Annotated in this window: 22 protein-coding genes; 10 read left to right on the top strand and 12 right to left on the bottom strand. The window is 67.4% G+C overall.

What is annotated here, in order from left to right:
* Positions 1 to 10 precede the first annotated feature (10 nt).
* On the bottom strand, positions 11 to 556 hold the full coding sequence (locus AC07UK_RS28665) for a GNAT family N-acetyltransferase (protein ID WP_494686976.1): 546 nt from the start codon (positions 554 to 556) through the stop codon (positions 11 to 13).
* Positions 557 to 737: 181 nt separating this feature from the next.
* Between AC07UK_RS28665 and AC07UK_RS28660 the strand changes: the two genes are divergently transcribed.
* Together AC07UK_RS28660 and AC07UK_RS28655 are read left to right on the top strand one after the other, a co-directional pair.
* Positions 738 to 956 carry a hypothetical protein gene (locus AC07UK_RS28660; RefSeq protein WP_494686977.1) on the top strand — a complete coding sequence of 73 codons (219 nt, stop codon included), beginning with the start codon at positions 738 to 740 and terminating at the stop codon, positions 954 to 956.
* Between the two features lie 16 nt (positions 957 to 972).
* The gene (locus AC07UK_RS28655; protein ID WP_435385428.1) at positions 973 to 1,986 is read left to right on the top strand and encodes an IS110 family RNA-guided transposase; all 1,014 of its coding nucleotides are present in this window, start codon (positions 973 to 975) and stop codon (positions 1,984 to 1,986) included.
* A gap of 558 nt (positions 1,987 to 2,544) precedes the next feature.
* Here the strand turns inward: AC07UK_RS28655 and AC07UK_RS28650 are convergent.
* On the bottom strand, positions 2,545 to 3,888 hold the full coding sequence (locus tag AC07UK_RS28650; protein WP_494686978.1) for an MFS transporter: 1,344 nt from the start codon (positions 3,886 to 3,888) through the stop codon (positions 2,545 to 2,547).
* 67 nt (positions 3,889 to 3,955) lie between these two features.
* Complete coding sequence (locus AC07UK_RS28645) at positions 3,956 to 5,701, bottom strand: IlvD/Edd family dehydratase (protein ID WP_494686979.1); 1,746 nt, start codon at positions 5,699 to 5,701, stop codon at positions 3,956 to 3,958.
* A 211-nt stretch (positions 5,702 to 5,912) separates the two neighbouring features.
* Here AC07UK_RS28645 and AC07UK_RS28640 point away from each other — a divergent pair, with 211 nt between their 5' ends.
* A complete protein-coding gene (locus AC07UK_RS28640) occupies positions 5,913 to 6,896 on the top strand; it encodes a LysR substrate-binding domain-containing protein (RefSeq protein ID WP_494686980.1) in 984 nt (327 codons plus the stop codon).
* Positions 6,897 to 6,915: 19 nt separating this feature from the next.
* On the opposite strand, the gene AC07UK_RS28635 is transcribed toward AC07UK_RS28640, so the two are convergent.
* From AC07UK_RS28635 to AC07UK_RS28620, 4 genes are all read right to left on the bottom strand, one after another.
* Complete coding sequence (locus AC07UK_RS28635) at positions 6,916 to 8,091, bottom strand: L-rhamnonate dehydratase (RefSeq protein WP_494686981.1); 1,176 nt, start codon at positions 8,089 to 8,091, stop codon at positions 6,916 to 6,918.
* Between the two features lie 90 nt (positions 8,092 to 8,181).
* The gene (locus AC07UK_RS28630) at positions 8,182 to 9,198 is read right to left on the bottom strand and encodes a 4-hydroxythreonine-4-phosphate dehydrogenase PdxA (protein WP_494686982.1); all 1,017 of its coding nucleotides are present in this window, start codon (positions 9,196 to 9,198) and stop codon (positions 8,182 to 8,184) included.
* A 16-nt stretch (positions 9,199 to 9,214) separates the two neighbouring features.
* Positions 9,215 to 10,183 (bottom strand): Bug family tripartite tricarboxylate transporter substrate binding protein, encoded by a 969-nt coding sequence (locus tag AC07UK_RS28625; RefSeq protein ID WP_436224378.1) that lies wholly within the window; start codon positions 10,181 to 10,183, stop codon positions 9,215 to 9,217.
* Between the two features lie 109 nt (positions 10,184 to 10,292).
* Positions 10,293 to 11,249 carry a LysR substrate-binding domain-containing protein gene (locus tag AC07UK_RS28620; protein ID WP_494686983.1) on the bottom strand — a complete coding sequence of 319 codons (957 nt, stop codon included), beginning with the start codon at positions 11,247 to 11,249 and terminating at the stop codon, positions 10,293 to 10,295.
* A 112-nt stretch (positions 11,250 to 11,361) separates the two neighbouring features.
* Here AC07UK_RS28620 and AC07UK_RS28615 point away from each other — a divergent pair, with 112 nt between their 5' ends.
* Positions 11,362 to 12,294 carry a dihydrodipicolinate synthase family protein gene (locus AC07UK_RS28615; RefSeq protein WP_494686984.1) on the top strand — a complete coding sequence of 311 codons (933 nt, stop codon included), beginning with the start codon at positions 11,362 to 11,364 and terminating at the stop codon, positions 12,292 to 12,294.
* Between the two features lie 20 nt (positions 12,295 to 12,314).
* Entirely contained in the window at positions 12,315 to 13,898 is a 1,584-nt protein-coding gene (locus tag AC07UK_RS28610) for an aldehyde dehydrogenase (NADP(+)) (RefSeq protein WP_494686985.1), read from the top strand.
* A gap of 3 nt (positions 13,899 to 13,901) precedes the next feature.
* Here the strand turns inward: AC07UK_RS28610 and AC07UK_RS28605 are convergent, their stop codons facing one another.
* Together AC07UK_RS28605 and AC07UK_RS28600 are read right to left on the bottom strand one after the other, a co-directional pair.
* Positions 13,902 to 14,828: a LysR family transcriptional regulator gene (locus AC07UK_RS28605; protein WP_494686986.1), complete on the bottom strand. Its 927-nt coding sequence runs from the start codon at positions 14,826 to 14,828 to the stop codon at positions 13,902 to 13,904.
* A gap of 125 nt (positions 14,829 to 14,953) precedes the next feature.
* Entirely contained in the window at positions 14,954 to 15,439 is a 486-nt protein-coding gene (locus AC07UK_RS28600; RefSeq protein WP_494686987.1) for a SixA phosphatase family protein, read from the bottom strand.
* 156 nt (positions 15,440 to 15,595) lie between these two features.
* Between AC07UK_RS28600 and AC07UK_RS28595 the strand changes: the two genes are divergently transcribed.
* On the top strand, positions 15,596 to 16,252 hold the full coding sequence (locus AC07UK_RS28595) for a dienelactone hydrolase family protein (RefSeq protein WP_494686988.1): 657 nt from the start codon (positions 15,596 to 15,598) through the stop codon (positions 16,250 to 16,252).
* A gap of 111 nt (positions 16,253 to 16,363) precedes the next feature.
* Positions 16,364 to 17,410 (top strand): phytoene/squalene synthase family protein, encoded by a 1,047-nt coding sequence (locus tag AC07UK_RS28590; protein ID WP_494686989.1) that lies wholly within the window; start codon positions 16,364 to 16,366, stop codon positions 17,408 to 17,410.
* Position 17,411: 1 nt separating this feature from the next.
* Here AC07UK_RS28590 and AC07UK_RS28585 read toward each other — a convergent pair whose 3' ends face one another.
* Both AC07UK_RS28585 and AC07UK_RS28580 read right to left on the bottom strand, forming a co-directional pair.
* The gene (locus AC07UK_RS28585) at positions 17,412 to 18,590 is read right to left on the bottom strand and encodes an FIST signal transduction protein (protein WP_494686990.1); all 1,179 of its coding nucleotides are present in this window, start codon (positions 18,588 to 18,590) and stop codon (positions 17,412 to 17,414) included.
* Positions 18,591 to 18,742: 152 nt separating this feature from the next.
* On the bottom strand, positions 18,743 to 19,729 hold the full coding sequence (locus AC07UK_RS28580; RefSeq protein WP_494686991.1) for a Bug family tripartite tricarboxylate transporter substrate binding protein: 987 nt from the start codon (positions 19,727 to 19,729) through the stop codon (positions 18,743 to 18,745).
* A gap of 199 nt (positions 19,730 to 19,928) precedes the next feature.
* Between AC07UK_RS28580 and AC07UK_RS28575 the strand changes: the two genes are divergently transcribed.
* The 3 genes from AC07UK_RS28575 (at position 19,929) to tcuB (ending at position 23,562) form a co-directional block, all read left to right on the top strand.
* Entirely contained in the window at positions 19,929 to 20,855 is a 927-nt protein-coding gene (locus AC07UK_RS28575) for a LysR family transcriptional regulator (RefSeq protein WP_013951903.1), read from the top strand.
* A 111-nt stretch (positions 20,856 to 20,966) separates the two neighbouring features.
* On the top strand, positions 20,967 to 22,376 hold the full coding sequence (gene tcuA, locus AC07UK_RS28570) for an FAD-dependent tricarballylate dehydrogenase TcuA (protein ID WP_494686992.1): 1,410 nt from the start codon (positions 20,967 to 20,969) through the stop codon (positions 22,374 to 22,376).
* On the top strand, positions 22,363 to 23,562 hold the full coding sequence (tcuB, locus tag AC07UK_RS28565; protein WP_494686993.1) for a tricarballylate utilization 4Fe-4S protein TcuB: 1,200 nt from the start codon (positions 22,363 to 22,365) through the stop codon (positions 23,560 to 23,562). The genes tcuA and tcuB overlap by 14 nt, the downstream gene beginning before the upstream one ends.
* Before the next feature lie 99 nt (positions 23,563 to 23,661).
* Here tcuB and AC07UK_RS28560 read toward each other — a convergent pair whose 3' ends face one another.
* Complete coding sequence (locus tag AC07UK_RS28560) at positions 23,662 to 24,669, bottom strand: Bug family tripartite tricarboxylate transporter substrate binding protein (protein WP_013951900.1); 1,008 nt, start codon at positions 24,667 to 24,669, stop codon at positions 23,662 to 23,664.
* Positions 24,670 to 24,776 lie beyond the last annotated feature (107 nt).

The raw sequence follows: 24,776 nt of genomic DNA, 5'->3' as shown, positions 1-24,776 counted from the left end.
CGCGCCCTGGTCAGTCCAGGCGCCTGACCAGCGCCGCCACGTCCGGCCAGGTCACGCGGCGGACCATGACCCGCAGGTCCGGACCGTGGAAATCATCCTCGAACGCCTCGGATTCCTCGCCGCCCAGCCGCTGGTAGAACTCGCGCGCCTGCGTATTGGCTTCCAGCACATAGAGGAACAGCGGCCGCCCGGGCCAGTGCGCGGCCACGCGCTGCGCGCAGTGGGCCAGCAAGCGCTTGCCCAGGCCCTGACCGTGGAAGGCAGGCAGCACGTGGAGGTTGTCGAGATAGATGCCGAACCGGGGCTCCGCCTCGGGCAGCAGGCAGGCAAAGCCAGCGGCTTCGCCGTCGACCATGGCCAGCGTGACTTCCACGGGGCCGTCGGCGCCGTTGTGCATGCGGGCGCGCCAGGCGGCCAGCCGTTCCGGGAAAGCCTGGTCCCGCAAGTAAGCGGCCGGCAGCATGCCGGGATAGGTGTGCTGCCAGCTGGCGGCGTGCATGGCGGCAAGCCGTTCGGCATCGGCAGCCGTGGCGGGGATCAGCGCAAGATCGGACATGACAGGTGGCACGAATCTGAAGGCCGGGCTCGCCACACCCGGCGAGGTATCGGGAAGTGCCCATTGTGCCTGCGGCAGGCCCAGGCTTGCAAAATCCGGATGCAGGGATTGCAATGGGCATGCCGGGAACGCAGGATGCAGCACCCGGCACGTGACCCGGCACAACGAAGAGGAAGCCCCCATGTACATGGTCTACTGGTCCGAAGCCGACGGCGCCGGGCTCAGCCCCCACGCGCAGTCATTTCCCAGCGATGCCATGCGCGAAGCGCTGCGTTTTACCGAAGCGCTGCGCCAGCGCCAGCACGCGGGCGAGCCGGTGAGCTTTGATAATCATATAGCCGGTCGTGGCCTCGCCCTGAGAAGTGGTGAGGTTAGAGTCAAGGTGGGACGTGCACTTTGACCTGACGGAGGCCGACATGAAGTACTGCGGAATAGACCTGCACTCGAATAACAGTGTGGTGGTGGTCAGCGATGTGGAGGATCGTATCGTGCTACAACGGCGTCTGCCCAATGATCTGGAGCAGATCCTGTCGGCCCTTGCTGCCCACCAGGATGAGCTGGTTGGCGTCGTGGTGGAATCGACCTACAACTGGTACTGGCTAGTGGATGGGTTAATGGATGCCGGCTACCAGGTTCATCTGGCGCACGTCGCAGCGATCAAGCGGTACGAAGGATTGAAGCATAGCGGAGACGCGGCCGATGCCGCCTATCTGGCGCAGTTGCTACGTCTGGGGCTATTGCCTGAAGGTTACATCTATCCACGCGAGCAGCGGGCTGCACGCGACCTGGCTCGCAAGCGGATCCAGCTAGTCCGGTGCCGAACCGCCCAGATTCTGGCGATCGAGAACCTCTTCGCGCGCCATACGGGCAAGTCAATGAGCAGTCGCACGGTCAAGCGCATGACCACCGAGCAAGTGGACGCGATCGGCCTGCCGGCGGACGTCGCACTCGCGGTCAAGGCAAATCTTGCGATCAGCGACGCGTTGCAACAACAGATTGCCATCCTCGAGAAGCGGCTAACCGAATGCGTCAAACTACGAGCCGAGTATCTTCTGCTGAAGACCGTGCCCGGGATCGGTGAAACGCTGGCCACCACCATCATGCTGGAGACCGGAACGCCAACGCGGTTTGCGGAGGTCGGCAAATTCAGTTCGTATTGCCGCTGCGTGGACAGCGCACGGCAAAGTAATGGCAAGAAGAAAGGCGAAGGCAACACCCGCAACGGCAATGCGTATCTCGCGTGGGCCTTCGTCGAGGCGGCCAATTTCACCTTGCGCCAATGCTTACCGGCGCGGCGCTTCTATGAACGCAAGCTTCGCGCCACGAACCGGTTTGTCGCGCTCAAGGCCGTGGCCCACAAACTAGCGCGCGCCTGTTACTACATGCTGCGCGAGCAGCAGCCATTCGATGTGAACCGATGCTTTGTTTGATGGTTCGGCGCAAGCTGGCGAGCCAGTAACGTGACTGGCCTGCAACCAGGGCTTTGATTGGACGCTCCCCCTGCGCCGACCGACTGTTTGCGGATGATTGAATCGCCCAGGCCGTGAGCCACCTAAAGACTGGCGTCGCGTGCGATAGCCAAGGCATTGTAAACACGCCTTTGGACACGGTCTGGCACCGATGGTTTTCTGGGGCGGTCAGCGCCGCCAGGGCGGCTGCGGATATTGGCGCAGCCAGCTTGATCCCGATGGGTGTCTGGCGCGATTCAGTTCGCAGCCAGCCAAACGAAAACATGGGCGCGATTTCGCTCCAAGAGCAGCAGGGTAGTGATTGCCGAATGTTTCGTTGGGTGCAGGGGTGATGTACTGCTGCATCACCCCTGCACCCAACGACGGGGTAGTGTTGTCCCTTGACTCCGGTCGGCTAATGGGTGTCACGCTGTGCTCGGAGAATCCCAACTCGGTGGGACGAGCCGGGGCGGCGGATCCGCCGCCCGACTACGAGTGGAAGAAGAGGCGGCCCTGAGGATTCCCAGGCCGCCTGCTCCCTCAGGCCCGCACGGCCGCAGGCTGCAGCGCGGCGCGCACCACGAAGGCCATCAGCACCGCAAACAGCAGCATCACCGCCAGGAAGTACAGGCCGGCAGCGAGACTACCGGTGGCGTCCTTGATCACGCCGATGCCATACGGCCCGAAGTAGCCACCGAGATTGGCCAGCGAATTGATCGTAGCGATGCCCACCGCGGCGCTGGCGCCGGTCAGGAACTCGCCCGGCAGCGCCCACACCACCGCCTGGATCGAATAGATCGAGAACGCCGTCAGGCAGATAAACAGGAACTGCAGCACCGGCGACTGCACCCATGCGCTCAGCGCCATGGTCACCGCGGCCATGCCGGACACCACCACGATATGGCCGTAGCGCTCGCGCTTGCGATCCGAATGGCGCGGCACCAGGTAAAGCCCGACCACGGCGAAAAGGTAGGGCACGGCCGACAGCATCCCGGTCATCACATCGGTGACGCCGAACTGCTTGATGATGGTCGGCAGCCACAGCGACAGTCCGTAGATGCTCAGCGGGAATGGCAGGAACAGCAGCGACAGCAGCAGCACGCGCTTGTCCTTGAGCGCCTGCAGCGGATTGCCGTGGGATTTCAGCGCATAGGCGGCCTGGTCGGCAGCCAGCTCACGCTCGATCCAGGCGCGGTCGCCCGGCGCCAGCCACGCGGCGCTGGCCGGCGACTCCGGCAGCAGCTTCAGCGTCGGCAGACACAGCAGCACCGCGGGCAGGCCGCTCAGCACGAACAGCGTCTGCCAGTTGTTCATGCCGAACAGCCCATGCGTGGACAGCACCAGCCCTGCCAGCGGACCCGTGATGATCAGTGCGATCGGCTGCGCCAGCACCAGCAGACCGATGATGCGCGCGCGGTGCCGCATCGGGAACCACTTGGTGAGGAAGTAAAGGATGCCCGGGTAGAGGCCCGCCTCGGCCGCGCCCAGCAGGAAGCGCAGCGCATAGAAGCTGTAGGGGCCGCTGGTCAGCGCCATCGCCATGGTAATGACGCCCCACGTGAGCAGGATGCGCGCGAACCAGCGGCGCGCGCCAAAGCGCTCCAGCGCCAGGTTGCTCGGCACTTCGCACAGGAAGTAGCCGACGAAGAACAGGCCCGCGCCCAGGCCGTAGGCCGCATCGCTGATGCCGATGGCTGCGTTCATATGCAGCTTGGCGAAACCCACCACTGAACGGTCGATATACGCGACCACGTAGATCAGCGCAAGGAACGGGATCAGCCGCCGCACCAGCATGCCGATGATGCGGCTTTCCTCTATCGCTTGTGAATCTTCACCCTGTGTCGGGGCGGCGCGCTCCATCGGCGCGGTCTGGGTGCCATGCATGGCAAGTCTCCTCTTATTGTGACAGGCAGGATCGCGCCGGCTGCGCGGCGGCAGCCGGCGCCGTGGTTCAGTGCGAGTGGCGCGGCACCTCGCGGCCGCGGCAGCCCACCAGGAAGTCGAGGTCGCAGCCCTCGTCCGCCTGCAGTACGTGGTTGACATAGAGCTTGCGATAGCCGCCGTCGGCCGGGGCTTCCAGCGGCTGCACGTCGGCCATGCGGCGCGCAAATTCGGCCTTGTCGATATCCAGGTGCAGGCGCCCGGCCTCGCAGTCGAGTTCGATCCAGTCGCCGTCGCGCACGATCGCCAGCGGGCCGCCTGCCGCGGCTTCCGGCGCCACGTGCAGCACCACGGTGCCATAGGCGGTGCCGCTCATGCGCGCATCGGAGATGCGCACCATATCCTTGACGCCCTGGCGCAGCAGCTTGGGCGGCAGGCCCATGTTGCCCACCTCGGCCATGCCTGGGTAGCCGCGCGGTCCGCAGCGCTTGAGCACCAGCACCGAATTCTCGTCGACGTCGAGCGCTTCATCGACGATGCGTTCCTTGTAGTGTTCCAGGTTCTCGAACACCACCGCGCGGCCGCGATGGCGCAGCAGCTTCGGCGTGGCCGCCGAGGGCTTGAGCACGGCGCCGCGCGGCGACAGGTTGCCGCGCAGGATGCGGATGCTGCCGTCGCGGATCAGCGGCTGGTCCAGCGGGCGGATCACTTCATCGTTGGTGATCGGCGCGTCCCTGACGTTGTCCCAGATCGCCTTGCCGTTCACGGTCAGCGCGCCGGGGTGCGGCAGCAGGCCGGCCTCGCCCATGCGGCGCAGCACCGCCGGCAGGCCGCCCGCGTAATAGAACTCTTCCATCAGGAAGCGGCCCGACGGCATCAGGTCGACGATGGTCGGCGTGTCGCGCCCCACCTTGCTCCAGTCTTCCAGCTCCAGCGGCACACCGATGCGGCCCGCGATGGCCTTCAGGTGGATCACTGCGTTGGTGGAGCCGCCGATCGCGGCGTTGACGCGGATCGCGTTCTCGAAGGCCTGGCGCGTCAGGATCCTGGAGAGCGTCAGGTCCTCGCGCGCCATCTCGACGATGCGGATGCCGGACATGTGGGCCAGCACGTAGCGGCGCGAGTCCACCGCCGGAATCGCGGCATTGTGCGGCAGCGAAGTCCCCAGCGCCTCGGCCATGCAAGCCATGGTCGAAGCCGTGCCCATGGTGTTGCAGGTGCCGGCTGAGCGCGACATGCCGGCCTCTGCCGACAGGAACTGGTGCAGGTTGATCTCGCCCGCCTTGAGCGATTCATGCAGCTGCCACACCGCGGTGCCCGAGCCGATGTCCTTGCCGTCGAGCTTGCCGTTGAGCATCGGCCCGCCGGTGACGACGATGGCCGGCACATCGCAACTGGCCGCGCCCATCAGCAGCGCGGGCGTGGTCTTGTCGCAGCCGGTCAGCAGCACCACCGCATCGATGGGGTTGCCGCGGATGGCTTCCTCGACATCCATCGCCGCCAGGTTGCGCGTCAGCATCGCAGTCGGGCGCAAGTTGGACTCGCCGTTGGAGAAAACCGGAAATTCGACCGGAAAGCCGCCGGCTTCATACGCGCCGCGCTTGACGTGCTCGGCCAGCTTGCGGAAGTGCGCGTTGCAAGGGGTCAGCTCCGACCACGTATTGCAGATGCCGATCACGGGGCGCCCGTCGAAGGCGTGGTCGGGGATGCCCTGGTTCTTCATCCAGCTGCGGTACATGAAGCCGTTCTTGTCCGCGCTGCCGAACCACGCCGTCGAGCGCAGCGGCTTGGGTTGCTTGTCCTTGGAATCCGACATGTTGTTCCTGATGCGATGGCCGCCATGGCTGGCGGCCGGAATGGCAGGGACGACGGATCCAGCAGCGTTGCGTCATGCCGGCGCCGCGCCATGCTGTCTCCGGTCGTTTTTCTTTTGTCGGACGGAGTGTATGCAGCTTGCCGATATGCTACTAATGAAGAGTTCAGCCGTTGCCATATCAATCCCGGCATTGGTATTAACCCTAGTCTTTATGCAAGCCCCCGCCAATTCCCCTTCCCCCGACGCCGCGCCGCTCTGGCAAAGCCACACCCGCCTCAAGACCCGGCAATTGTTGCTGCTGCTGGCAGTCGCCGACGAAGGCAGCATCCATCGCGCCGCCGAGCGGCTGGCGATGACGCAGCCAGCCGCGTCCAAACTGCTGCGGGAACTGGAAGAGATGTTGTCGGTGCCGCTGTTCGAGCGCCTGCCGCGCGGCATGGCGCCGACCGACTACGGACGGGCGATGATCCGGCATGCGCGCGCGGTGATCGGCAGCCTGAACCAGGCGCGTGAAGAGGTGCTGGCATTGAAGGCGGGGCGGCTCGGCCATGTGGCGATCGGCGCCATCACGTCGCCAGGCGTGCGGCTGCTGCCGCCGGCGATCGCGCAGATCAAGACGCTCTACCCGGGCCTGCGCGTGTCGGTGGAGATCGACAACAGCAACGTGCTGCTCGACCGCCTGGGGCAGGAAAAGCTGGACATGGTAGTGGCGCGCCTCTTTCCGGAGCACGACAAGGGGCGGCTGCGCTATGAGCCGATGTCGGAAGAGCCGGTGTGCGCAGTGGTCAGGCCGGGCCACCCGATGCTGTCGGCATGGGGCCTGTCGCTGGCCGACACCACCGAGGCCGCGTGGCTGATCCCGCCGGCGGGCACGGTGCTGCGCCACCGCTTCGAGCTGATGTTCCAGCGCGCCAGCCTGGCGCCGCCGGTCAACGTGGTGGAGACCGCCGCGCTGCTGTTCCTGACACGCATGGTGACGCAATCGGACATGATCGCGGTGCTGACCGCCGATGTGGCGCAGTATTACGCCGCGTTCGGCATGGTGGAGATCCTGCCGATGGAGATGCCCTGCCACATGGACGATTTCGGCCTGATTACGCCAACCGACCGGCTGATGTCGCCGGGCGCGCTGCTGGTGGCCGACGCGCTGCGCGAGAGCGGGCAGTCCATCTATGGCGGGCAGGCGCCGGCCTGAACCGGCGCCTTTCCTTGCTTCAGCCGATGATGTCGAACTGGCTGAAGTACTCCTCGTTCAGCTCCAGCCCCAGCCCCGGCAGGTTGTCGTCCAGCTGCAGGTAGCCGTTGTCGGGTGCGGGATCGCCCTTGAAGATGTAATAGAACAGCTCATTGCCGACTTCGACGTCGTGCACCGGGAAGTACTCGGCCATCGGCGAAGCCGTCGAGGCCATGGTCAGGTGGTAGTTGTGCATCTGCCCGGCATGCGGGATCACCGGCACCGACCACGCTTCGGCCATGGCGTTGATCTTCTGCGCCGCGGTGATGCCGCCGACGCGGTTGGTGTCGTACTGGATCACGTCCACTGCGCGGCGCTCCAGCAGGTCCTTGAAGCCGTAAGAGGTGAATTCATGTTCACCGCCGGAGATCGGGAACGGGCTCGCCTTCTTCAGCTCGGCGTAGCCTTCGATATCGTCGGCGATCACCGGCTCTTCCAGCCAGCGCGGGTTGAACTCGGCCAGGCGCGGCAGCATGCGGCGCGCGTACTCCAGGGTCCAGCCCATGTAGCACTCCAGCATGATGTCGACGCCGTCGCCGACCAGCTCGCGCAGCAGGCGCACCTGCTCGATGTTCTTCTGCATGCCGGCGGGACCGTCCTTGGGGCCGTAGCCGAAGCGCATCTTCATCGCGGTGAAGCCCTGGTCGAGGTAGCCCTGCGCTTCGGCCAGGAACGCGTCGCGGTCGTCGTTGTTGTAGAGCTTGGAGGCGTAGCACCAGATCTTCTCCTTGGTGCGCCCGCCCAGCAGCTTGAACACGGGCTTGCCGACCGCCTTGCCCATCAGGTCCCACAGCGCGATATCGACTGCGGAGATTGCCGCCATGCCGATGCCCTTGCGGCCCCACGCATGGGTGCGGCGGTACATCTTCTGCCACAGGTATTCGTTGTCGAACGGGTCCTGGCCGATCACCACCGGTGCCAGGTACTGGTCGACGATCTCCTTGGCCACGCGCGGCGCCAGCGCGCAGTTGCCGATGCCGACCAGGCCGGTGTCGGTTTCCACTTCCACCACCAGCCAGCCATGGAAGCGGAACGAACCCATGGCGTCGCCTCGCTCGAACAGGATGTCGGTGGCGTTGGTGCAGAAATGCGCCTGCGGCGGCACGGTCTTGCCCTTCCATTCAAAGACGCGGGCGCGGACGTTGGTGATCTTCATGTTCAGCTCCTGATGGCGATGTGTTGGCGCGAACGCTCCCCGGCCGCACCGGGGGCGGTCTTGCTGGTCTTGGTGTGGTGAAGGTGGTGGCTAGGGCGCGGCGCGCCGCTGCGCACCCATGCGGCAGGCGATCTGGAATGCCTGCAGCGTGGCGCCCGGATCGGCGCGGCCCTGCTGCGTGATGTCGAACGCGGTGCCGTGCGCGGGCGTGGTGATCGGCACCGGCAGCCCGCCCTGCACCGTCACGCCGCGCGAGAAGCCCATCAGCTTGATGCCGATCTGGCCCTGGTCGTGGTACATGGTGACGATGGCATCGAACTGGCGCTGCGACGGCCCGCCCTGCACCTTCAGGAAGATGGTGTCGGCCGGGAACGGACCGTCGGCCGCCACGCCGCGCTCACGCGCCGCGGCCACGGCCGGGGCGATCACGTCGATCTCTTCGCGGCCGAAGGCGCCGTTGTCGCCGTTGTGCGGGTTCAGGCCGCACACCGCGATGCGCGGGCGCGCCATGCCGGCGCGGCGCAGGGCGTGGTCGATCAGGTCGATGGCGCCGCCCACGCGTTCCGGCGTGATCATCGCCGGCACGTCCTTGAGCGCCACGTGCGAGGTCACGCGCGAGGTCCACAGCCCGTCCAGAACATTGAACTCGCAGAAGTTGCCGTGGTAGCCAAGCTGCTCGGCAAACCAGTGCAGCTCATCGCTATGCGCCATGCCGGCGGCGTGCAGCGAGCTCTTGTTGAGCGGCCCGAACAGGATCGCGTCGGCCTGGCCCGCCTGCGCCAGCTGCAGTGCCAGCGCCAGCGTGCCCAGGCTGTAGCGCCCGCCCTCGGCACTGGCTTCGCCGCGCGCATACGCCGGGCGCTCCGGCAGCTGCCAGTGGTACAGGCGCGGCTTGCCATCATCGGCAAAGGCGGGCGCATCGGTCTCGGCCAGCGCCAGCTCGACGCCTGCGATCCGCATGCCGTGGCGCCATTCGTCGCGGTCGGCGATCAGCAGGATCTCGGCCTGCGCGGCGGTCGCGGGGTCGGCCAGCAACCTGGCGATCAGTTCGGGGCCGATGCCGGCGGGGTCGCCCAGCACCATGGCGATTCTTGGACGGGAATTCATGGGACTTCCGTGGTTGTTATTGGTCGAGCTTGACGCCCAGCTCAGCGATCAGCTTGCCATAGCGCACATACTCGGCACGCGAGAAGGCATCGAACTGCGCCGCGGTCAGCGCGCCGGGCACCGCGCCCACATCGGCCAGCCGGCGCACGGTGTCAGGGTCCTTGATCACCGTGGCCAGCGCGCTGCCCAGCTTCTGCAGCGTCGCGGGCGGCGTGCCGGCCGGCGCATAGACACCGTACCACGCACTCATCTGGATGCCGGGCACGCCCGCTTCAGCCAGCGTGGGCACGTTGGGCAGCAGCGCCGAGCGCTGGTCCGCGGTGACCGCCAGCGCGCGCAGCTTGCCGGCCTTGATATGGCTGATGACCGACGGCATGGTCTCGAAGCTCATGTCCACCTGCCCGCCCATCAGGTCCACCAGCGCGCTGCTGCTGCTCTTGTATGGCACGTGCAGCAGCTTGCCCTTGATCTGCCGCGCGAAGGACGCGCCGGCCAGGTGCTGGGTGCTGCCGACCCCGGACGAGCTGTAGCGGAACTTGTCCGGATTGGCCTGGATCTGCGCCACCAGCGCCTTGACGTCGCGCGCCTGCACCTGGTTGTTGACCACCAGCACATTGGGCACCGACGACACCAGCGCCACCGGCGCGAGGTCCTTGAGCGGATCGAACTGCAGCTTGAGCAGGTGCGGGGCGATCGCTTGCGAAGTCACCACGCCCATCAGCAGCGTGTTGCCGTCCGGCGCCGCCTTGGCGGTCAAATCCGCGGCAATGGTGTTGGACGCGCCGGGGCGGTTGTCGACCACGACGGGCTGCTTCAGCTGCGCGGCGAGCTTGTCGGAGACGATGCGCGCCATCACGTCGGTGCCGCCGCCGGGCGCGGCGCCCACCATCAGCCGCACCGGCCGTGTGTCCTGCGCCCAGGCATTGCCCGTTACCGCCGCCACCGTGGCCAGGCCGGCGAGTGCGCCGGCGATCCATGTCTTCATTGCTGTCTCCGTCGTTTTGCTGTCCGGCTCTGCGGCGCGGATGGGCAGACTATAGGAGCATCAGTGATTCGCCACTACTGATGTTTTTTGAACTGGCGATCACTTGGCGTTATACCTCGGCTGCCGCCTGCCGCGCGGTGCGCGGCAATGCCTTCAGGATCGCGACCAGCTGCCGCGCCGACGCGGACAAGGCGCCGCCGCGCCGCGTCACGATGCCAAAAGTCTGCTGCCGCGACTGCAGCCGCACGGGCAGGATGCGCAGCATCTTCTGGCGCTCGAACATCGCCGCCACGCCGGTCGGCAGCAGCGACACCAGCCCCGGGTCACCCTGCAGCATGGCAACGGTGACCAGGGCCGACGAGGTCGAGATCGCATTGGCGGGGAAGCTCATGCCGGCCAGGTCCAGCTCGCGCTGCAGCAGCGCATGCATCGGCATATGGCCGGCATAGGTGATCCAGCGATAACCCGCGAGGTCGGCAAACCCCATCGCACGCGCGCGCGGCGCCGGATGCGCATGGCCCGCCACAACCGCGACCTGCTCGTCGCCAAGCGGGTGGTAGTGGTACCGCGCCGGTTCATCGCTGACCAGCGAGCGGCCGATCACCAGGTCGAGGTGGCCGTCGTCGAGCAGCCCCAGCAGGCGCAGGCTGGTGTCCTCGATGATCTCCAGCGCCAGCTCCGGCTGCGCCTGGCGCAACTGCGCCAGCGCCGGCACCAGCACCTCCGGCACCGCGCCCATGATCACGCCGATGGCCACGCGCCCGCCGCTGCCCGCGCGGATGCCCGCCACCTCCTCGCACATCGCGCCCAGGTCGGCCACCAGCTGGCGTGCGTGCCGAATCACGCAATGGCCAAAGGCATTGGGACGCATGCCGCGCTTGGAGCGCTCGAACAGCGGCGCTTCCAGCATGCCTTCCAGTTCCTGCAGCGACTTGCTGGCCGCCGACTGGGTCATCGCCATCGCCGCGGCAGCCTGGTGCAGGGAGGAATGCTCGTCCAGCGCGATCAGCAGTTGCAGCTGCTTCATGCGCAGCCGGCCGGTCAGGGTGTCGAGGGTGGATTTCATGAAGCGTCTGTGAGTCGCAAAAGCGATCATCAGATGGAAAGGTTTCAATATACAGCCCGCGGGGCGGCTCGTATATTGGCCCGATCCAATTCATAAGCAGCCGGAGGAGACCATGACCCGCACCCCATCCCCCACCGCCTACCGCGGCGTGTTCCCGGTGGCCCCCACCATCTTCGACGCACAGGGCGGCCTCGACCTCGACGGCCAGCGCCGCTGCATCGACTTCATGATCGACGCGGGTTCGCACGGCATCTGCATCCTGGCGAACTTCTCCGAGCAGTTCGTGCTGAGCGACGACGAGCGCAACGTGCTGATGAAGACCGTGCTGGAACACGTGGACGGCCGCGTGCCGGTGATCGTCACCACCACGCATTTCAGCTCGCGCCTGTGCGCCGAGCGCAGCCGCGCGGCGCAGGACGCGGGCGCGGCCATGGTGATGGTGATGCCGCCCTACCACGGCGCCACCATCCGCGTGCCCGAGCGCAGCATTTACGAGTTCTTCGCCACGGTCTCGGATGCCATCGACATTCCCATCATGATCCAGGACGCGCCGGTCAGCGGCACCACGCTGAGCGCGCCGTTCCTGGCGCGCATGGCGCGCGAGATCGGCAATGTGTCGTACTTCAAGATCGAAGTGCCTCAGGCCGCGGCCAAGCTGCGCGAGCTGATCGAACTGGGCGGCGACGCCATCGTCGGCCCGTGGGACGGCGAAGAGGCCATCACGCTGATGGCCGACCTGGAAGCGGGCGCCACCGGCGCCATGACCGGCGCGGGCTTCCCCGACGGCATCCGCCACATCCTCGATGCCTGGCAGGCCGGCGACGCCGAACTGGCCGCGCAGCGCTACCAGCAATGGCTGCCGCTGATCAACTACGAGAACCGGCAAGGCTGGCTGGCCACCAGCAAGGTGCTGATGCAGGCAGGCGGCGTGATCGCATCGGACGCCGTGCGCCATCCGCTGCAGCCGATGCACCCGGCCACCCGCGAAGGGCTGCTGATGATTGCACGCCGGCTCGATCCGCTGGTGCTGCGCTGGGCCCGCTGATCTCATTGAAAGGACAAGACATGACTCTCTCAGGCGAACTCCTGATCGGCCGCCGCGCGGAACGCGGCGGCAACGGCACCATCCGCGCCATCGACGCGGCCACCGGTGCCAACCTCGAACCGGCATTCGGCGGCGCCACGGCCGCGCAGCTCGACCAGGCCTGCGCGCTGGCGTGGCAGGCATTCGACGCCTACCGCGAGACCGCGCCCGAGCGGCGCGCCGATTTCCTCGAGGCCATCGCCGCCAATATCCTGGCGCTGGGCGATGCCCTGATCGAACGCTGCACCAGCGAATCCGGCCTGCCGCGCGCCCGCATCGAAGGCGAACGCGGCCGCACCGTGGCGCAGTTGCGCATGTTCGCAAGCCTGCCGCGCCAGGGCGACTTCCTTGAACTGCGCGTCGACCCCGCGCAACCTGAACGCAAGCCGCTGCCGCGCGTCGACTTGCGCCTGCGCCATATCCCGCTGGGCCCAGTGGCGGTATTCGGCGCCAGCAACTTCCCGCTGGCATTCTCGGTGGCCGGCGGCGATACCGCCTCGGCCCTGGCCGCGGGCTGCCCGGTCGTCGTCAAGGCGCATCCGGCGCACCCGGGCACATCTGAGCTAGTCGGCCGCGCCATCCGCAAGGCCGTTGACGACATGGACCTGCCCGAAGGCACTTTCTCGCTGCTGTTCGATGCCGGGCTGGAGGTCGGGCAAGGGCTGGTGGCCGACCCGCGCATCAAGGCCGTCGGCTTCACCGGCTCACGCGCCGGCGGCATGGCGCTGATGGCGATCGCGGCCGCACGGTCCGAGCCGATCCCCGTGTTTGCCGAGATGAGCAGCATCAACCCAGTGCTGCTGTTCCCGCACGCACTGGCCAATCGCGCCGAAGCCATCGGCACGGCGTTCGCTGATTCGCTGACGCTGGGCGCGGGGCAGTTCTGCACCAACCCCGGCCTGGTGCTGGCGGTTGCGGGGGATGACCTGGATCGCTTCCTGCATGCCGCGGCTGCGCGGCTGGGCGTGCTGCCGGCCGCCACGATGCTGACGCCCGGCATCCATCGTGCCTATTGCGCCGGCGTCGATACGCTCGCCAGCCATGCGCAAGTGCAGACCGTTGCGCGTGGCGCGGCGGGATCGGCTGCGCAAGGGCAGGCCGCAATGTTCGCCACCGACGCCGGTGCCTTCCTGGCCGACGAAGCGCTGCGCCACGAAGTCTTCGGCGCCGCCTCGCTGGTGGTGCGCTGCCGCGACCTCACCGAGATGCGGCGCGTCATCGACGCACTGGAAGGCCAGCTGACCGCCGCCCTCCATATCGACGATGCCGACCACGACGCGGCCCGCACCTTCCTGCCAGCGCTGGAGCGCCTGGCGGGACGCATCCTGGTCAATGGCTTCGGCACGGGCGTGGAGGTCGGGCATGCGATGGTGCATGGCGGACCCTGGCCGGCTACGTCCGACGGCCGCAGCACCTCGGTCGGCAGCCTCGCCATCGCGCGCTTCCTGCGCCCGGTCAGCTACCAGGACATGCCGCCCGGCCTGCTGCCCGCATCGCTGCGCCCGGACAGCCCGCAACGCCACGCGTGGCGCCTCGACGGCAAGCTGCAAGTCATGCCCGGCTGAGGCTCACCTCGACAACGCCCGCAACGCATCGATCAGCAGGCTCATCGATGCCGTCCGCGGGCGGCCCCGCCGCGTGACGATGCCATAAGGCCCCAGCTTGCGCGGCAGGGGCAGCGGCAATACCGCCAGCGCGCCAAGCCGGCCGTAGTAGGCGGCGACCGACTCCGGCAACACCGCAATCAGTTCGCTGTCCGCCAGCAATGACGTGGTCATCAGCACCGCCGCCGTCTCGATGGTAGACGGCGGCGCCGGCACGCCGGCATCCTCGAACGAGCGGTCGATCAGCGCCCGCATCGGGCTGGGGCGCGGCTGCATGATCCACGGGTAGCCCGTCAGTTCCTCGAACGACAGCTTGCGGCGCCGCGCCAGCGGGTGCTGCGGCCCGACCACGATGGCCAGGCCCTCGTCGCCCAGTTGCTCGAACTCCAGCCCGCTGCTGTCCCAGCCATCCGGCACGCGCCCCAGCAGAATATCGAGCTGGTCGCGCTCAAGCTGCGGCATCAGCACATCGCTGGTCTCCACATGCACCGCCACCTCCAGCCGCGGATGATCGCGATTGAGCTGCCGGATCACATCGGCAAGCAGCCCCGGCGTGGGCGCCATCACCGCCCCGACCCGCACGCGTCCGATCTTGCCGGACTCCAGCGCCACCAGTTCATCGCGCAGCCCGCCCATGTCGGCAAACACCAGCCGGGCATAGCGCGTGGCCGCCAGCCCGAAGCGCGTGGCCCGCAGCCCGCGCGCATGGCGCTCGAACAGCGGCACGCCGAGCAGGTCTTCCATGTCCTGCAGCATCTTGCTGACCGCGGGCTGCGTCAGCGTCAGCGCCTCGGCGGCCTGGCGCAGCGAACCGCGCTCCTCCACCGCCAGCAACAGGCGCAGGTGCTGCATTTTCAGGCGGCCGTGGAGGGTGCTGACGGGTGGGATCATGGGTGGGACGAAGCGTAGAGAAGCGTGAGGGCCGGCTTTCGCCTGCGATCACAAATTCTTATCGCTTCGCCCCGTATGGTCAAGCCGAAGATATCACTGTCACGCCGACGGCGGCCGGCATCGGATTACTCCTTCGGCGATTCCAGCGTGACTTTCGAGGGGGTGATTTCGCCGACATCCTCCCACGCCTTTGTGTCGAAGCTGAATCTGGCGACGGCGCAGGTCGGCATGTCGGTAATCTCGTCCGACAAGCGATGCGCGAAGTCGGTGAACTCGGGGTTGTGACCGAACAGCATCACGCAATCGAGCTTCTTGTCGAGCGCACGAACGACGGCCAGCAACTCCTCCGCGCTGGTGGCGTACAGCTGGTCATCGAGCGCGATGTCCTTGCGGGCATAGCCGAGCTCGTCGGCAATCAGTTGCGCTGTCGTCAGCGCACGCAGGGCCGGACTCGACAGGAGCAGGTCGGGCTTCAGCTTGCGCTCGGCCAGGCGCTTGCCCATTTCCGGGGCGTCGTGCCGGCCCCGGTCATTCAGGGGGCGCTCGCGGTCGGGCAAGGAGGGATCATCTTTACTTGACTTGGCATGCCGGACGAGAAACAGGGTCTTCATGTTCCCTCCTGATCCACAGGGATGGTTGTCGATTGCGCGTCAGCAGACCTGCACACGGCGACTGGCCTCGCCGCCACGCCCGCCCTATAGTGGACTTGGATGGGCGCGATTGCAACGCGATGCACGTCAACGCACCACCTGTCGGAGGACTGCGCCATGCGGAGCAATTCAGAAGCCATCGAGGTTGTGATCCCCGCCGGCGGCGTGGAACTGCAAGGCATACTCACATTGCCGCCCGGCGCTGTCGCATTGGTATTGTTTGCGCACGGCACGGGCAGTTCCCGGCTTAGCCCGCGCAATCGCTATGTGGCCGCCGAGCTCAATCGCTGCGGCATGGCAACGCTGCTGATGGACCTGCTGCTGCCGGACGAAGACCAGGTGCAGGCCATCCGCTTCGACGTTGAGCTCCTGGCGACACGGCTGGCACAGGCAACCAGCTGGGTGGCGCGGCAGCAAGCCGTGCCACAGCGGTTCGGCTACTTCGGCGCCAGCGTTGGTGGCGCCGCGTCGATCCGTGCCGCGTGCCAGTCGCCCATCCCAATACACGCCGTCGTTTCGCGCGGGGGCCGGGTCGACCTGGCGGGCCCCGACGCCCTTGCCAAGCTGCTTGCGCCCACCATGCTGATCATCGGCGGGCTGGATCTGAGCGTGCTGGAACGCAATGAGTCGGCCTATGCCCAGCTGACATGCACCAAGAAGCTGGTGATCGTGCCCGGCGCCTCCCATTTGTTCGAGGAGCCCGGCGCACTGGAATCGGTCGCTCGCCTGGCGGCGCAGTGGTTCGAGCGTTATCTCGGCAAAGACTCGCCCTGACCAGGGCCTGCAACCTGCCCCTGGCGTCGAAGGTACAATGCCCGGGCCCGGCCTGACGGCCACCCGGGCAATGTCACTTTCGCAAACCTCTCAGGGAACAGGACACCAGCCATGCGCGACCCCAGCCGGGCGTTCCTCCTCGGACCGCTGCTCAAAGGCGTCTCGCGTTCGTTCTATCTGACGCTGCGCGTGCTGCCTGTCCATATGCGCGATCCGGTCGGCCTGGCCTATCTGCTGGCGCGCGCCGCGGACACGATTGCCGATACCTCGCTGATCCCGCCACAACGGCGGCTGGCGCTGCTGTTGTCGTTGCGCGACCAGGTCAACGGTGCCACAGCAGACTCAGCGCTGGCCGACAGCATCGCAACCGAGGTGGCAGGCCGGCAGGAACACTCGGATGAACGCATCCTGCTCCAGTCACTGGGCCCTGCGCTGGCGCTGCTGGCGCAGCTGGAGCCGGACGACCAGCAAGCGGTACGGCAGATCGTGTCGACCCTGACCGAGGGCATGGAATTCGACCTGCGAACGTTCCCCGATGAACACGCCGGCCGCATCGTCGCGCTTGGCGAACCGGAAGCGCTTGACCGTTACACGTACCTGGTCGCCGGATGCGTCGGCGAATTCTGGACCAGCATGACTGCCGCCCATGTGCCTGGCGCAATCGGCGTGCCCGACACCATGCTGCGCCGCGGGGTCCGCTTCGGGAAGGCCTTGCAGATGACCAATGTCCTGCGGGACTGCGGCAAGGACCTGCGCATCGGGCGCTGCTATCTTCCGGCGACGATGCTGCACCAGCATGGCTTGAGCCCGCAGGATCTCCTGCTCCCGGACGCCTCGCTGCGCGCGCGGGCCTTGATGCTCGAACTCGTGCACGACACGCTGGACCACTTTCACGAGGCGATGGCCTACACGCTTGCCATTCCCCCGCACTTTATCCGGCTGCGGCTGGCTTGCCTGTGGCCCGTCCTTATCGGCATGGAGACCCTGCTGCTCCTGGTGCGCAACGACGACTGGCTGGACCCGGCAAGGACATCCCGGCTGCAGCGCAGCAAGGTATATCGGATCATTGCGTGTTCGCTGCCGATGGTGCCGTCGAACAGCCTGTTGCGCATCTGGTTTGCGCGCCAGATGCGCAACATCGATGCTGTCATTCGCTGATTCAATGGCCGGTGAATACCGTCAGCACCCCCGTATAGCCATAGAGGTGATCCCTTGCGATCTCGCCGCCGGCAAAGAAGCCAGCCAGCGGCAGGTCGCCAAGCGCGCGGCGTACGGTTTGCAGCTCGGCATGCGGCGCGCCGAAATGCGGCCCGCCCCGGCCTGAGCAACTGATGTAGAGCGCGCCACGTGCGCGGCTGCCGCCGCGTTCGATCTCTGTGCGAATCTCGGTGGCGACGCGCACCAGGTCCGCGCGCGCCGCCTCAGCATTGCGCATGCAGAAAGCCAGCCGCATGCCGGGCTCGACCATGTCGGCCAGCGCCAGCATGCGATGCTGCACGTCCAGGCCGATCAGGTGGCGCACCAGCGTGTCCGAGCCGAACCTGCCGGGCAGCACCGGAGCATCGTCGGCGGCTGAATTCAAGCCGGCCAGCGTTCCGGACAGCGCCTCCGCCATGGTCTCCACCTGGGCGTCGCGCTCGACGCCCAGGTCATTCAGGATGCAATCCAGGGCCGGCTTGCCGTCCAGCTCGAACAGGAGGTTGTGATCGCTGCGCGTCACGGCGCGCACCGGCCCGATCGGCTGGCAGCCCTGCGTGACGCGGGAGACCAGTTCGATTTCGGGGCCGAACAGCACGCCCGACAACCCACCGGAAAAGACGCCATCGGCAATATGCAAGGTACGGTTGCGGGCCGACGACAAGCCGCCGAACAGGTAACCGGTGGCCGTGCGTGCGCTCAGCTCATGCAACAGGTCCTGCACATCCGGCGTGCTGCCCTCGGCATGCACCAGCGCGGTATGGGGAACGAAGCCGGAAGACGCCGGCGGCAAGGGCTGGCGCCCCGAAAACAGCTGGAACGCATCGCGCGGAAACGGCGCCGCCATCAGCACCATGGCCGGCTCGTCGAAATACTCCTTGCCGCTGGCGGATACGCCCAGGCCGACCGTGCCGACCCAGGACACGCCGGGCCAGTTCTGCTGCAGCGCGGCAAGGATGGCCTCGGCGGCCAGCGCGTAGTAGTCGCTCAGGTAGCACCAGCCGAGCGTGAGCGGCGGCGCGTTGTCTGCCTTCGCCTGGCGCAGGAAATCCTGCGTGTCCAGCTGGCGCTGGCAGTCGGCCAGCGCGACCTGCCACTCGACATGGGCCGCGTCAGCGTGAACGAAGGAAAGGTCGTGCATGGTGGGTTCCTCCGTATTCAGGCTGGCGACATCCATTGGACCCTGGCCGGCAAGGGGTGTTCAGCCCCTGTTCTGGCGGCCGGCCGGCTGCCGCAGCCGCTCCTGCACAATCTCCTTCTGTAACGCCAGCGCCGCCCCTGTGAGCGAGGCCGTTATTCCGCCTTCGCCCCCGAATCCCGCGCGACCTTGCCCCACTTGTCGGTCTCGGCGCGGATAAAGGCAGCAAGCTGCGTTGGCGTCATGTCGCCGGCGGTCACGCCCTGCTCGTCAAACCGCTTCTGCACCTCCGGCGCCTTCAGCAGCTTGCCCAGTTCCGCCGAGACGCGCTGCTCGATCGCCGCGGGCGTGCCGCGCGGCGCCATCAGCGCGAACCACGTGGTGACTTCGTAGCCCCTGACGCCGCTCTCCGCCAGCGTCGGCACGCCGGGATAGGCGGCCGAACGCTTCGCGGTGGTGACCGCCAGCGCCCGCACCTTGCCGCTGCGCACGTGTTGCGACGCCGACGGGCTGGTCTCGATCGCCATCTGGATCTGGCCTGCGATCAGGTCGGTCATCATCGGCGCGCCGCCCTTATACGGCACATGCGCAATGTCGGTGCCGGTCAGCGCGCGGAACAGCTCGCCGGACAGGTGCTCGGTGCTGCCGATGCCGGCCGAGCCGTAGTTGACCTTGCCGGGATGCGCCTTGATATAGGCGATCAGGTCGGACACGGACTTCACCGGGATCGCAGGATTGACCACCAGAACATTGGGCGTCAGCGCCACCAGGCCCACCGGATCGAGGTCGCGCGTGAACTCGTAGGGCAGGCTTTTGTAGATGGCCGGCGCCATGGTGTGGGCGACGGTGGCCAGCAGGAAGGTGTAGCCGTCGGCCGGCGCGCGCGCCACGTTGGCCGCGCCGAGGGTGCCGCCGGCGCCGGGGCGGTTGTCCACCACCACCGGCTGCTGCAGCGCCTCGCCCAGCTTGTGGCCGATGGTGCGGGCGAGGATGTCAGTGGTGCCGCCGCTGGCGAAGGGCACTACCAGGGTGATCGGCTTGGTTGGCCAGTTGTCCGCGGCGAACGCGGCGGGCGCGCCCAGCACAGCGGTACCGGCGAGGCCGGCCACCACGGCGCGGCGCAGGCGCGAAACGGTTGTCATGCAGTCTCCTTTGCGGGTAGTCATGTTGTTATGGAATGGCGGCTGCGTAGCGTTGCTTCCGCCCGTTTCTGACCGGTGCGACTCTACGCAGCCGCTGGCAAGGGCGCCATCGGGCGGGCGTTAAGGGGTCTTCAGGATTCGTGAACTGAGGCAGGTTTTCCGCTACCATGCGGGCAAATTGCGGCAGCGGGGACGCGACATGGAACTGAGGCAACTGCGCTACTTCGTCAGCGTGATCGAGCATGGCAGCATGGGCAAGGCGGCGCTGGAGCTGGGCGTGGTCACGTCCGCGCTGAGCCAGCAGATCAGCCGGCTTGAGAGCGAGCTGTCGACGCGGCTGCTGCAGCGCACTTCCACCGGCGTGGTCGCCACCGACGCCGGGCTGGCCTTCTGGCGCCAGGCCCAGCTGGCGCTGCGCCATATCGACGATGCCGCGCTGGCCGCGCGGCAGGCGCGCCTGTCGGGCCATGTCAGCGTGGGCCTGCCGCCCAGCACCGCCGCGGTGCTGGCGCTGCCCTTCATGCAGGCCATGCGCGAGCGCTACCCCGACGTGCGGCTGCGCATGGTGGAGAGCCTGTCCGGCTACCTCGGCACGATGCTGAGCGCGCGCCAGATCGACCTGGCGGTGCTGTTCAGCGAGGAGCCCGCACAGCGCTGGAGCGTGCTGCCGCTGCTTGATGAGCGCCTGTTCGTGATCGGCGCCGAGGGGCTGGCCGGCATGCCGCGCGGCGAGCAGACCTCGGTGGCGGCACTGGGCAAGCTGCCGCTGATCCTGCCCAGCGGCTCGCATGGGCTGCGCGCGCTGGTCGCCGCCTGCTTTCGCCAGGCGAAGCGCGAGCCCCAGGTGGTGGCGGAGATCGACGGGCTGGCGATCCTGATGGATGCCGTGCGCGGTGGCCTGGGCGCCACCATCCAGCCGGGTGCGGCGCTGGCGCGCAGCCATGGCACGCCCTACCGCAGCATACTGGTCACCGACGACGGCGCCACGCGGCCCAACCTGCTGGTCAGCCTGTCCGACGATGAACTGTCGCCGGCGGGCCTGGCCGCGCGCGTGGTGCTGGCCGACGTCGCCACCACGCTGGTGCGCGAGGGGCGCTGGCCCGGCGCCACGTTGCGCCCACGCTGAGCCGGCGTCGCCCCGGCCGGGCTTCACGAAAACTGAAGCCCCCTTGCCGCGCCCCTGCTGGCGCCCGCCCGCCTTGCCCGCCAAGATGGCGCCAGCAAGGAGGCAATCCCCATGGTCGACGTATTGGTAATTGGCGGCGGCAACGCGGCCCTGTGCGCGGCGCTGATGGCGCGCGAAGCCGGGGCCTCGGTGCTGCTGCTCGAATCCGCGCCGCGCGCCTGGCGCGGCGGCAACTCCCAGCACACGCGCAACCTGCGCTGCATGCACGACGCGCCGCAAGACGTGCTGGTCGATGCCTATCCCGAGGAAGAGTACTGGCAGGACCTGCTCAAGGTCACCGGCGGCATCACCGACGAACACCTGGCGCGGCTGGTGATCCGCGCGTCATCGACCTGCCGGCCGTGGATGCGCAGGCATGGCGTGCGCTTTCAGCCGCCCCTGTCGGGTGCGCTGCACGTGGCGCGCACCAACGCCTTCTTCATGGGTGGCGGCAAGGCGCTGGTCAACGCGTACTACCGCAGCGCCGAAGCGATGGGCGTGCAGGTCCGCTATGAAACCCCGGTGGATGCGATCGAGCTGGACGGCGACCGCTTCGTCGCCGCGCGCAGCGGCAGCCAGCGCTTCACCGCGCGCACCTGCGTGATGGCCGCGGGCGGCTTCGAATCCAACCGCGAATGGCTGCGCGAAGCCTGGGGCCAGAACGAACGTGCCGAATGGCCCGCCGACAACTTCCTGATCCGCGGCACGCGCTTCAACCAGGGCGTGCTGCTGCGTTACATGATCGACGCCGGCGCCGACGCCATCGGCGATCCGTCGCAATCGCACTGTGTCGCCATCGACGCGCGCGCGCCGCTGTACGACGGCGGCATCTGCACGCGCATCGATTGCGTGTCGCTGGGCATCGTGGTCAATCGCGACGCCGTGCGCTTCTACGACGAGGGCGAGGACTTCTGGCCCAAGCGCTACGCCATCTGGGGCCGGCTGGTGGCGCAGCAGCCCGGGCAGATCGGCTATTCGATCATCGACAGCAAAGCCATCGGCCGCTTCATGCCGCCGGTGTTTCCCGGCGAGAAGGCCGACACGCTGCCTGAGCTCGCACGCAAGCTGGGGCTGCCGGAAGTGCAGTTCGCGCGCACGGTGCAGGACTACAACGCGGCGTGCCGCTTCGGCACCTTCGACCACACCGCGCTGGACGACTGCCACACCGAAGGCCTGGCACCGGCCAAGACGCATTGGGCCAGGCCGCTCGACCAGGCGCCGTTCTACGGCTACGCGCTGCGGCCGGGCATCACCTTCACTTACCTGGGGCTCAAGGTCAACGACCGCGGCCAGGTGCACTTTGGCGGCAAGCCAAGCGGGAATCTGTTCGTGGCAGGAGAAATGATGGCCGGCAACGTGCTCGGCAAGGGATACACCGCCGGTGTCGGCATGTCGATCGGCACCGCCTTCGGGCGCATCGCGGGCACGCAGGCTGCATTCGCGGCAGGCATCAACACGGGAGCCGTCCATGCAGAAGCTTGAGGCCCTGGCGCGCGAGGCCGCGCAACTGGCCGGGCAGGACGCTGCCACGCCCGCGCCGCAATCCCGCATCATCCGCGTGCTGCCGTTGACCGACAATGAGGCCGAAGTCGCCCGGCAGATGCAGATCTGCAATGCCTGCCGCTACTGCGAAGGCTTCTGCGCGGTGTTCCCGGCCATGACCCGCCGGCTGGAGTTCGGCAAGGCCGACGTCAACTACCTGGCCAACCTGTGCCACAACTGCGGCGCCTGCTACCACGCCTGCCAGTACGCGCCGCCGCACGACTTCGGCGTCAATGTGCCGCAGGCGATGGCAAAGGTGCGGCTGGAAACCTATAGCGAATATGCGTGGCCCGCGCCGCTGGGCAAGCTGTACCAGCGCAACGGGCTCACGGTGTCGGTGGCGCTGGCCTTCGGGCTGGCGTTGTTCCTGGTGCTGGCCGCCACGCTGGGCGGCGCGCTGTGGCAGACGCATGCGCGCGGCAATTTCTACGCGGTATTCCCGCACAACACGCTGGCGGCGCTGTTCGGCGGGGTGTTCGCCTTTGCCGTGCTTGCGCTTGGCCTGGGCGTGCGCCGCTTCTGGCGCGATGTGTCGGCCGGTACAGCGTCGGCACCCGCCGTGGCAGAGGCGGCCCGGAACGTGCTGGCGCTCACCTACCTCGATGGCGGCCACGGCGATGGCTGCAACGAGGCCAGCGACCGCTTCACGCTGGCACGGCGGCGCTTCCACCATTTCACGTTCTACGGCTTCATGCTGTGCTTTGCGTCGACGGTGGTGGCGACCGGCTACCACTATCTGCTGGGCTGGCATGCGCCCTACCCGGTCACGAGCCTGCCGGTGCTGCTGGGCACCGCCGGCGGCGTGGGCCTGCTGGTGGGCCCGGCCGGCTTGCTATGGCTGAACCTGCGCCGGCACCCGATGCATGGGGATGCCCGGCAGCGGCCGATGGACCGCGGCTTTATCGCGCTGCTGCTGCTGACCAGCGCCACCGGGCTGGGGTTGCTGGCCGGGCGCGGCACGGCGGCGATGCCGCTGCTGCTGGCGGTCCACCTCGGCGTGGTGATGGCGTTGTTTGCAACGCTGCCGTATGGCAAGTTCGCACACGGCATCTATCGCAGTGCGGCGCTGCTCAAGGCCGCGATCGAGAAGCGGCAGAAGAACAAGCTGCAGCTTGGCAGCGACTGAGTGGCAGCCATGCACGCGCAAGCCGTCCCCGCCCACGCATAAACAAAAAGCCGGCCCCCGACAGGGACCGGCTTTTCTTTGGCGCAGCCAGGATGTGAATCAATCCACCGTAGCGCCCGAAGCCTTCACCACCTTCGCCCACTTGGCCGTTTCCGACTTCATGAACGCGGCCAGCTGGGCCGGCTTTTCCGGATTGGGTTCGGCGCCCTGGTCGGCCATCTGCTTCTTCACTTCCGGCATGGCCAGGATCTTCACCACTTCGGCGTTCAGGCGGTCGACGATGGGCTGCGGCGTGCCGCCGGTGGCGTACAGCGCGAACCACGAGGTGGCTTCATAGCCCGGCACGCCCGATTCGGCCACGGTCGGCACGTTGGGCAGCGCCGGCGAGCGCTTGGCCGAGGTCACGGCGATGGCGCGCAGCTTGCCGGCCTTCACGTGCGGATACGACGACGGCATGTTGTCGAACATCAGGCCGATCTGGTTGCCCAGCAGGTCGTTCACGGCCGGGGCGCTGCCCTTGTACGGGATGTGCTGGATATGCAGGCCGGTCATCGAGTTGAACAGCTCGCCCGACAGGTGCATCGACGAGCCGCTGCCCGACGAACCGTACGACAGCTTGTCCGGGTTGGCCTTGACGTAGGTGATCAGTTCCTTGACGTTGTTGACCGGCACCTTGGGATTCACCACCACCAGGTTCGGCACCATGGCAACGCGCGTGATCGGCGCGAAGTCCTTGACCGGGTCATACGGCAGCTTGGAGTACAGCGACTGGTTGATCGCGTGCGTGCCGATGGTGCCCATGAACAGCGTGTAGCCGTCGCCCGGGGCCTTGGCCGCCAGCGAGGCGCCGATGTTGCCGCCCGCGCCCGGACGATTGTCGATCACCACCGGCTGGCCGAGCGCCTTGCCCAGCTGCAGGCCGACGATACGGGCCAGGATGTCGGTGGTGCCGCCGGCGGAGAACGGCACGATCAGGGTGATCGGCTTGGTCGGGTAGCCGCCCTGCGCATGGGCCGCACCGGCAAAGCCGGCGATGGTGGTGGCCAGCGCCACGCCAGCGGCAAGCAGGCGGCGGCGCGTGGTGGAAGTCTGGGAATCTTGTCTCATCGGTAATGCTCCGGTGCTATATCGTTCCGGCGGTGATTGGGTACCGCGGGAGGTTGTGCTGAATGGCGTGATTGCCGTTCCCGAACGGATGGCGCGCACATGCGCGC

The sequence above is a fragment of the Cupriavidus sp. GW821-FHT07C08 genome, assembly GCF_059419025.1.
The sequence above is the reverse complement of the archived record's forward strand: the minus strand, read 5'-3'. Positions and strand labels throughout refer to the sequence as shown.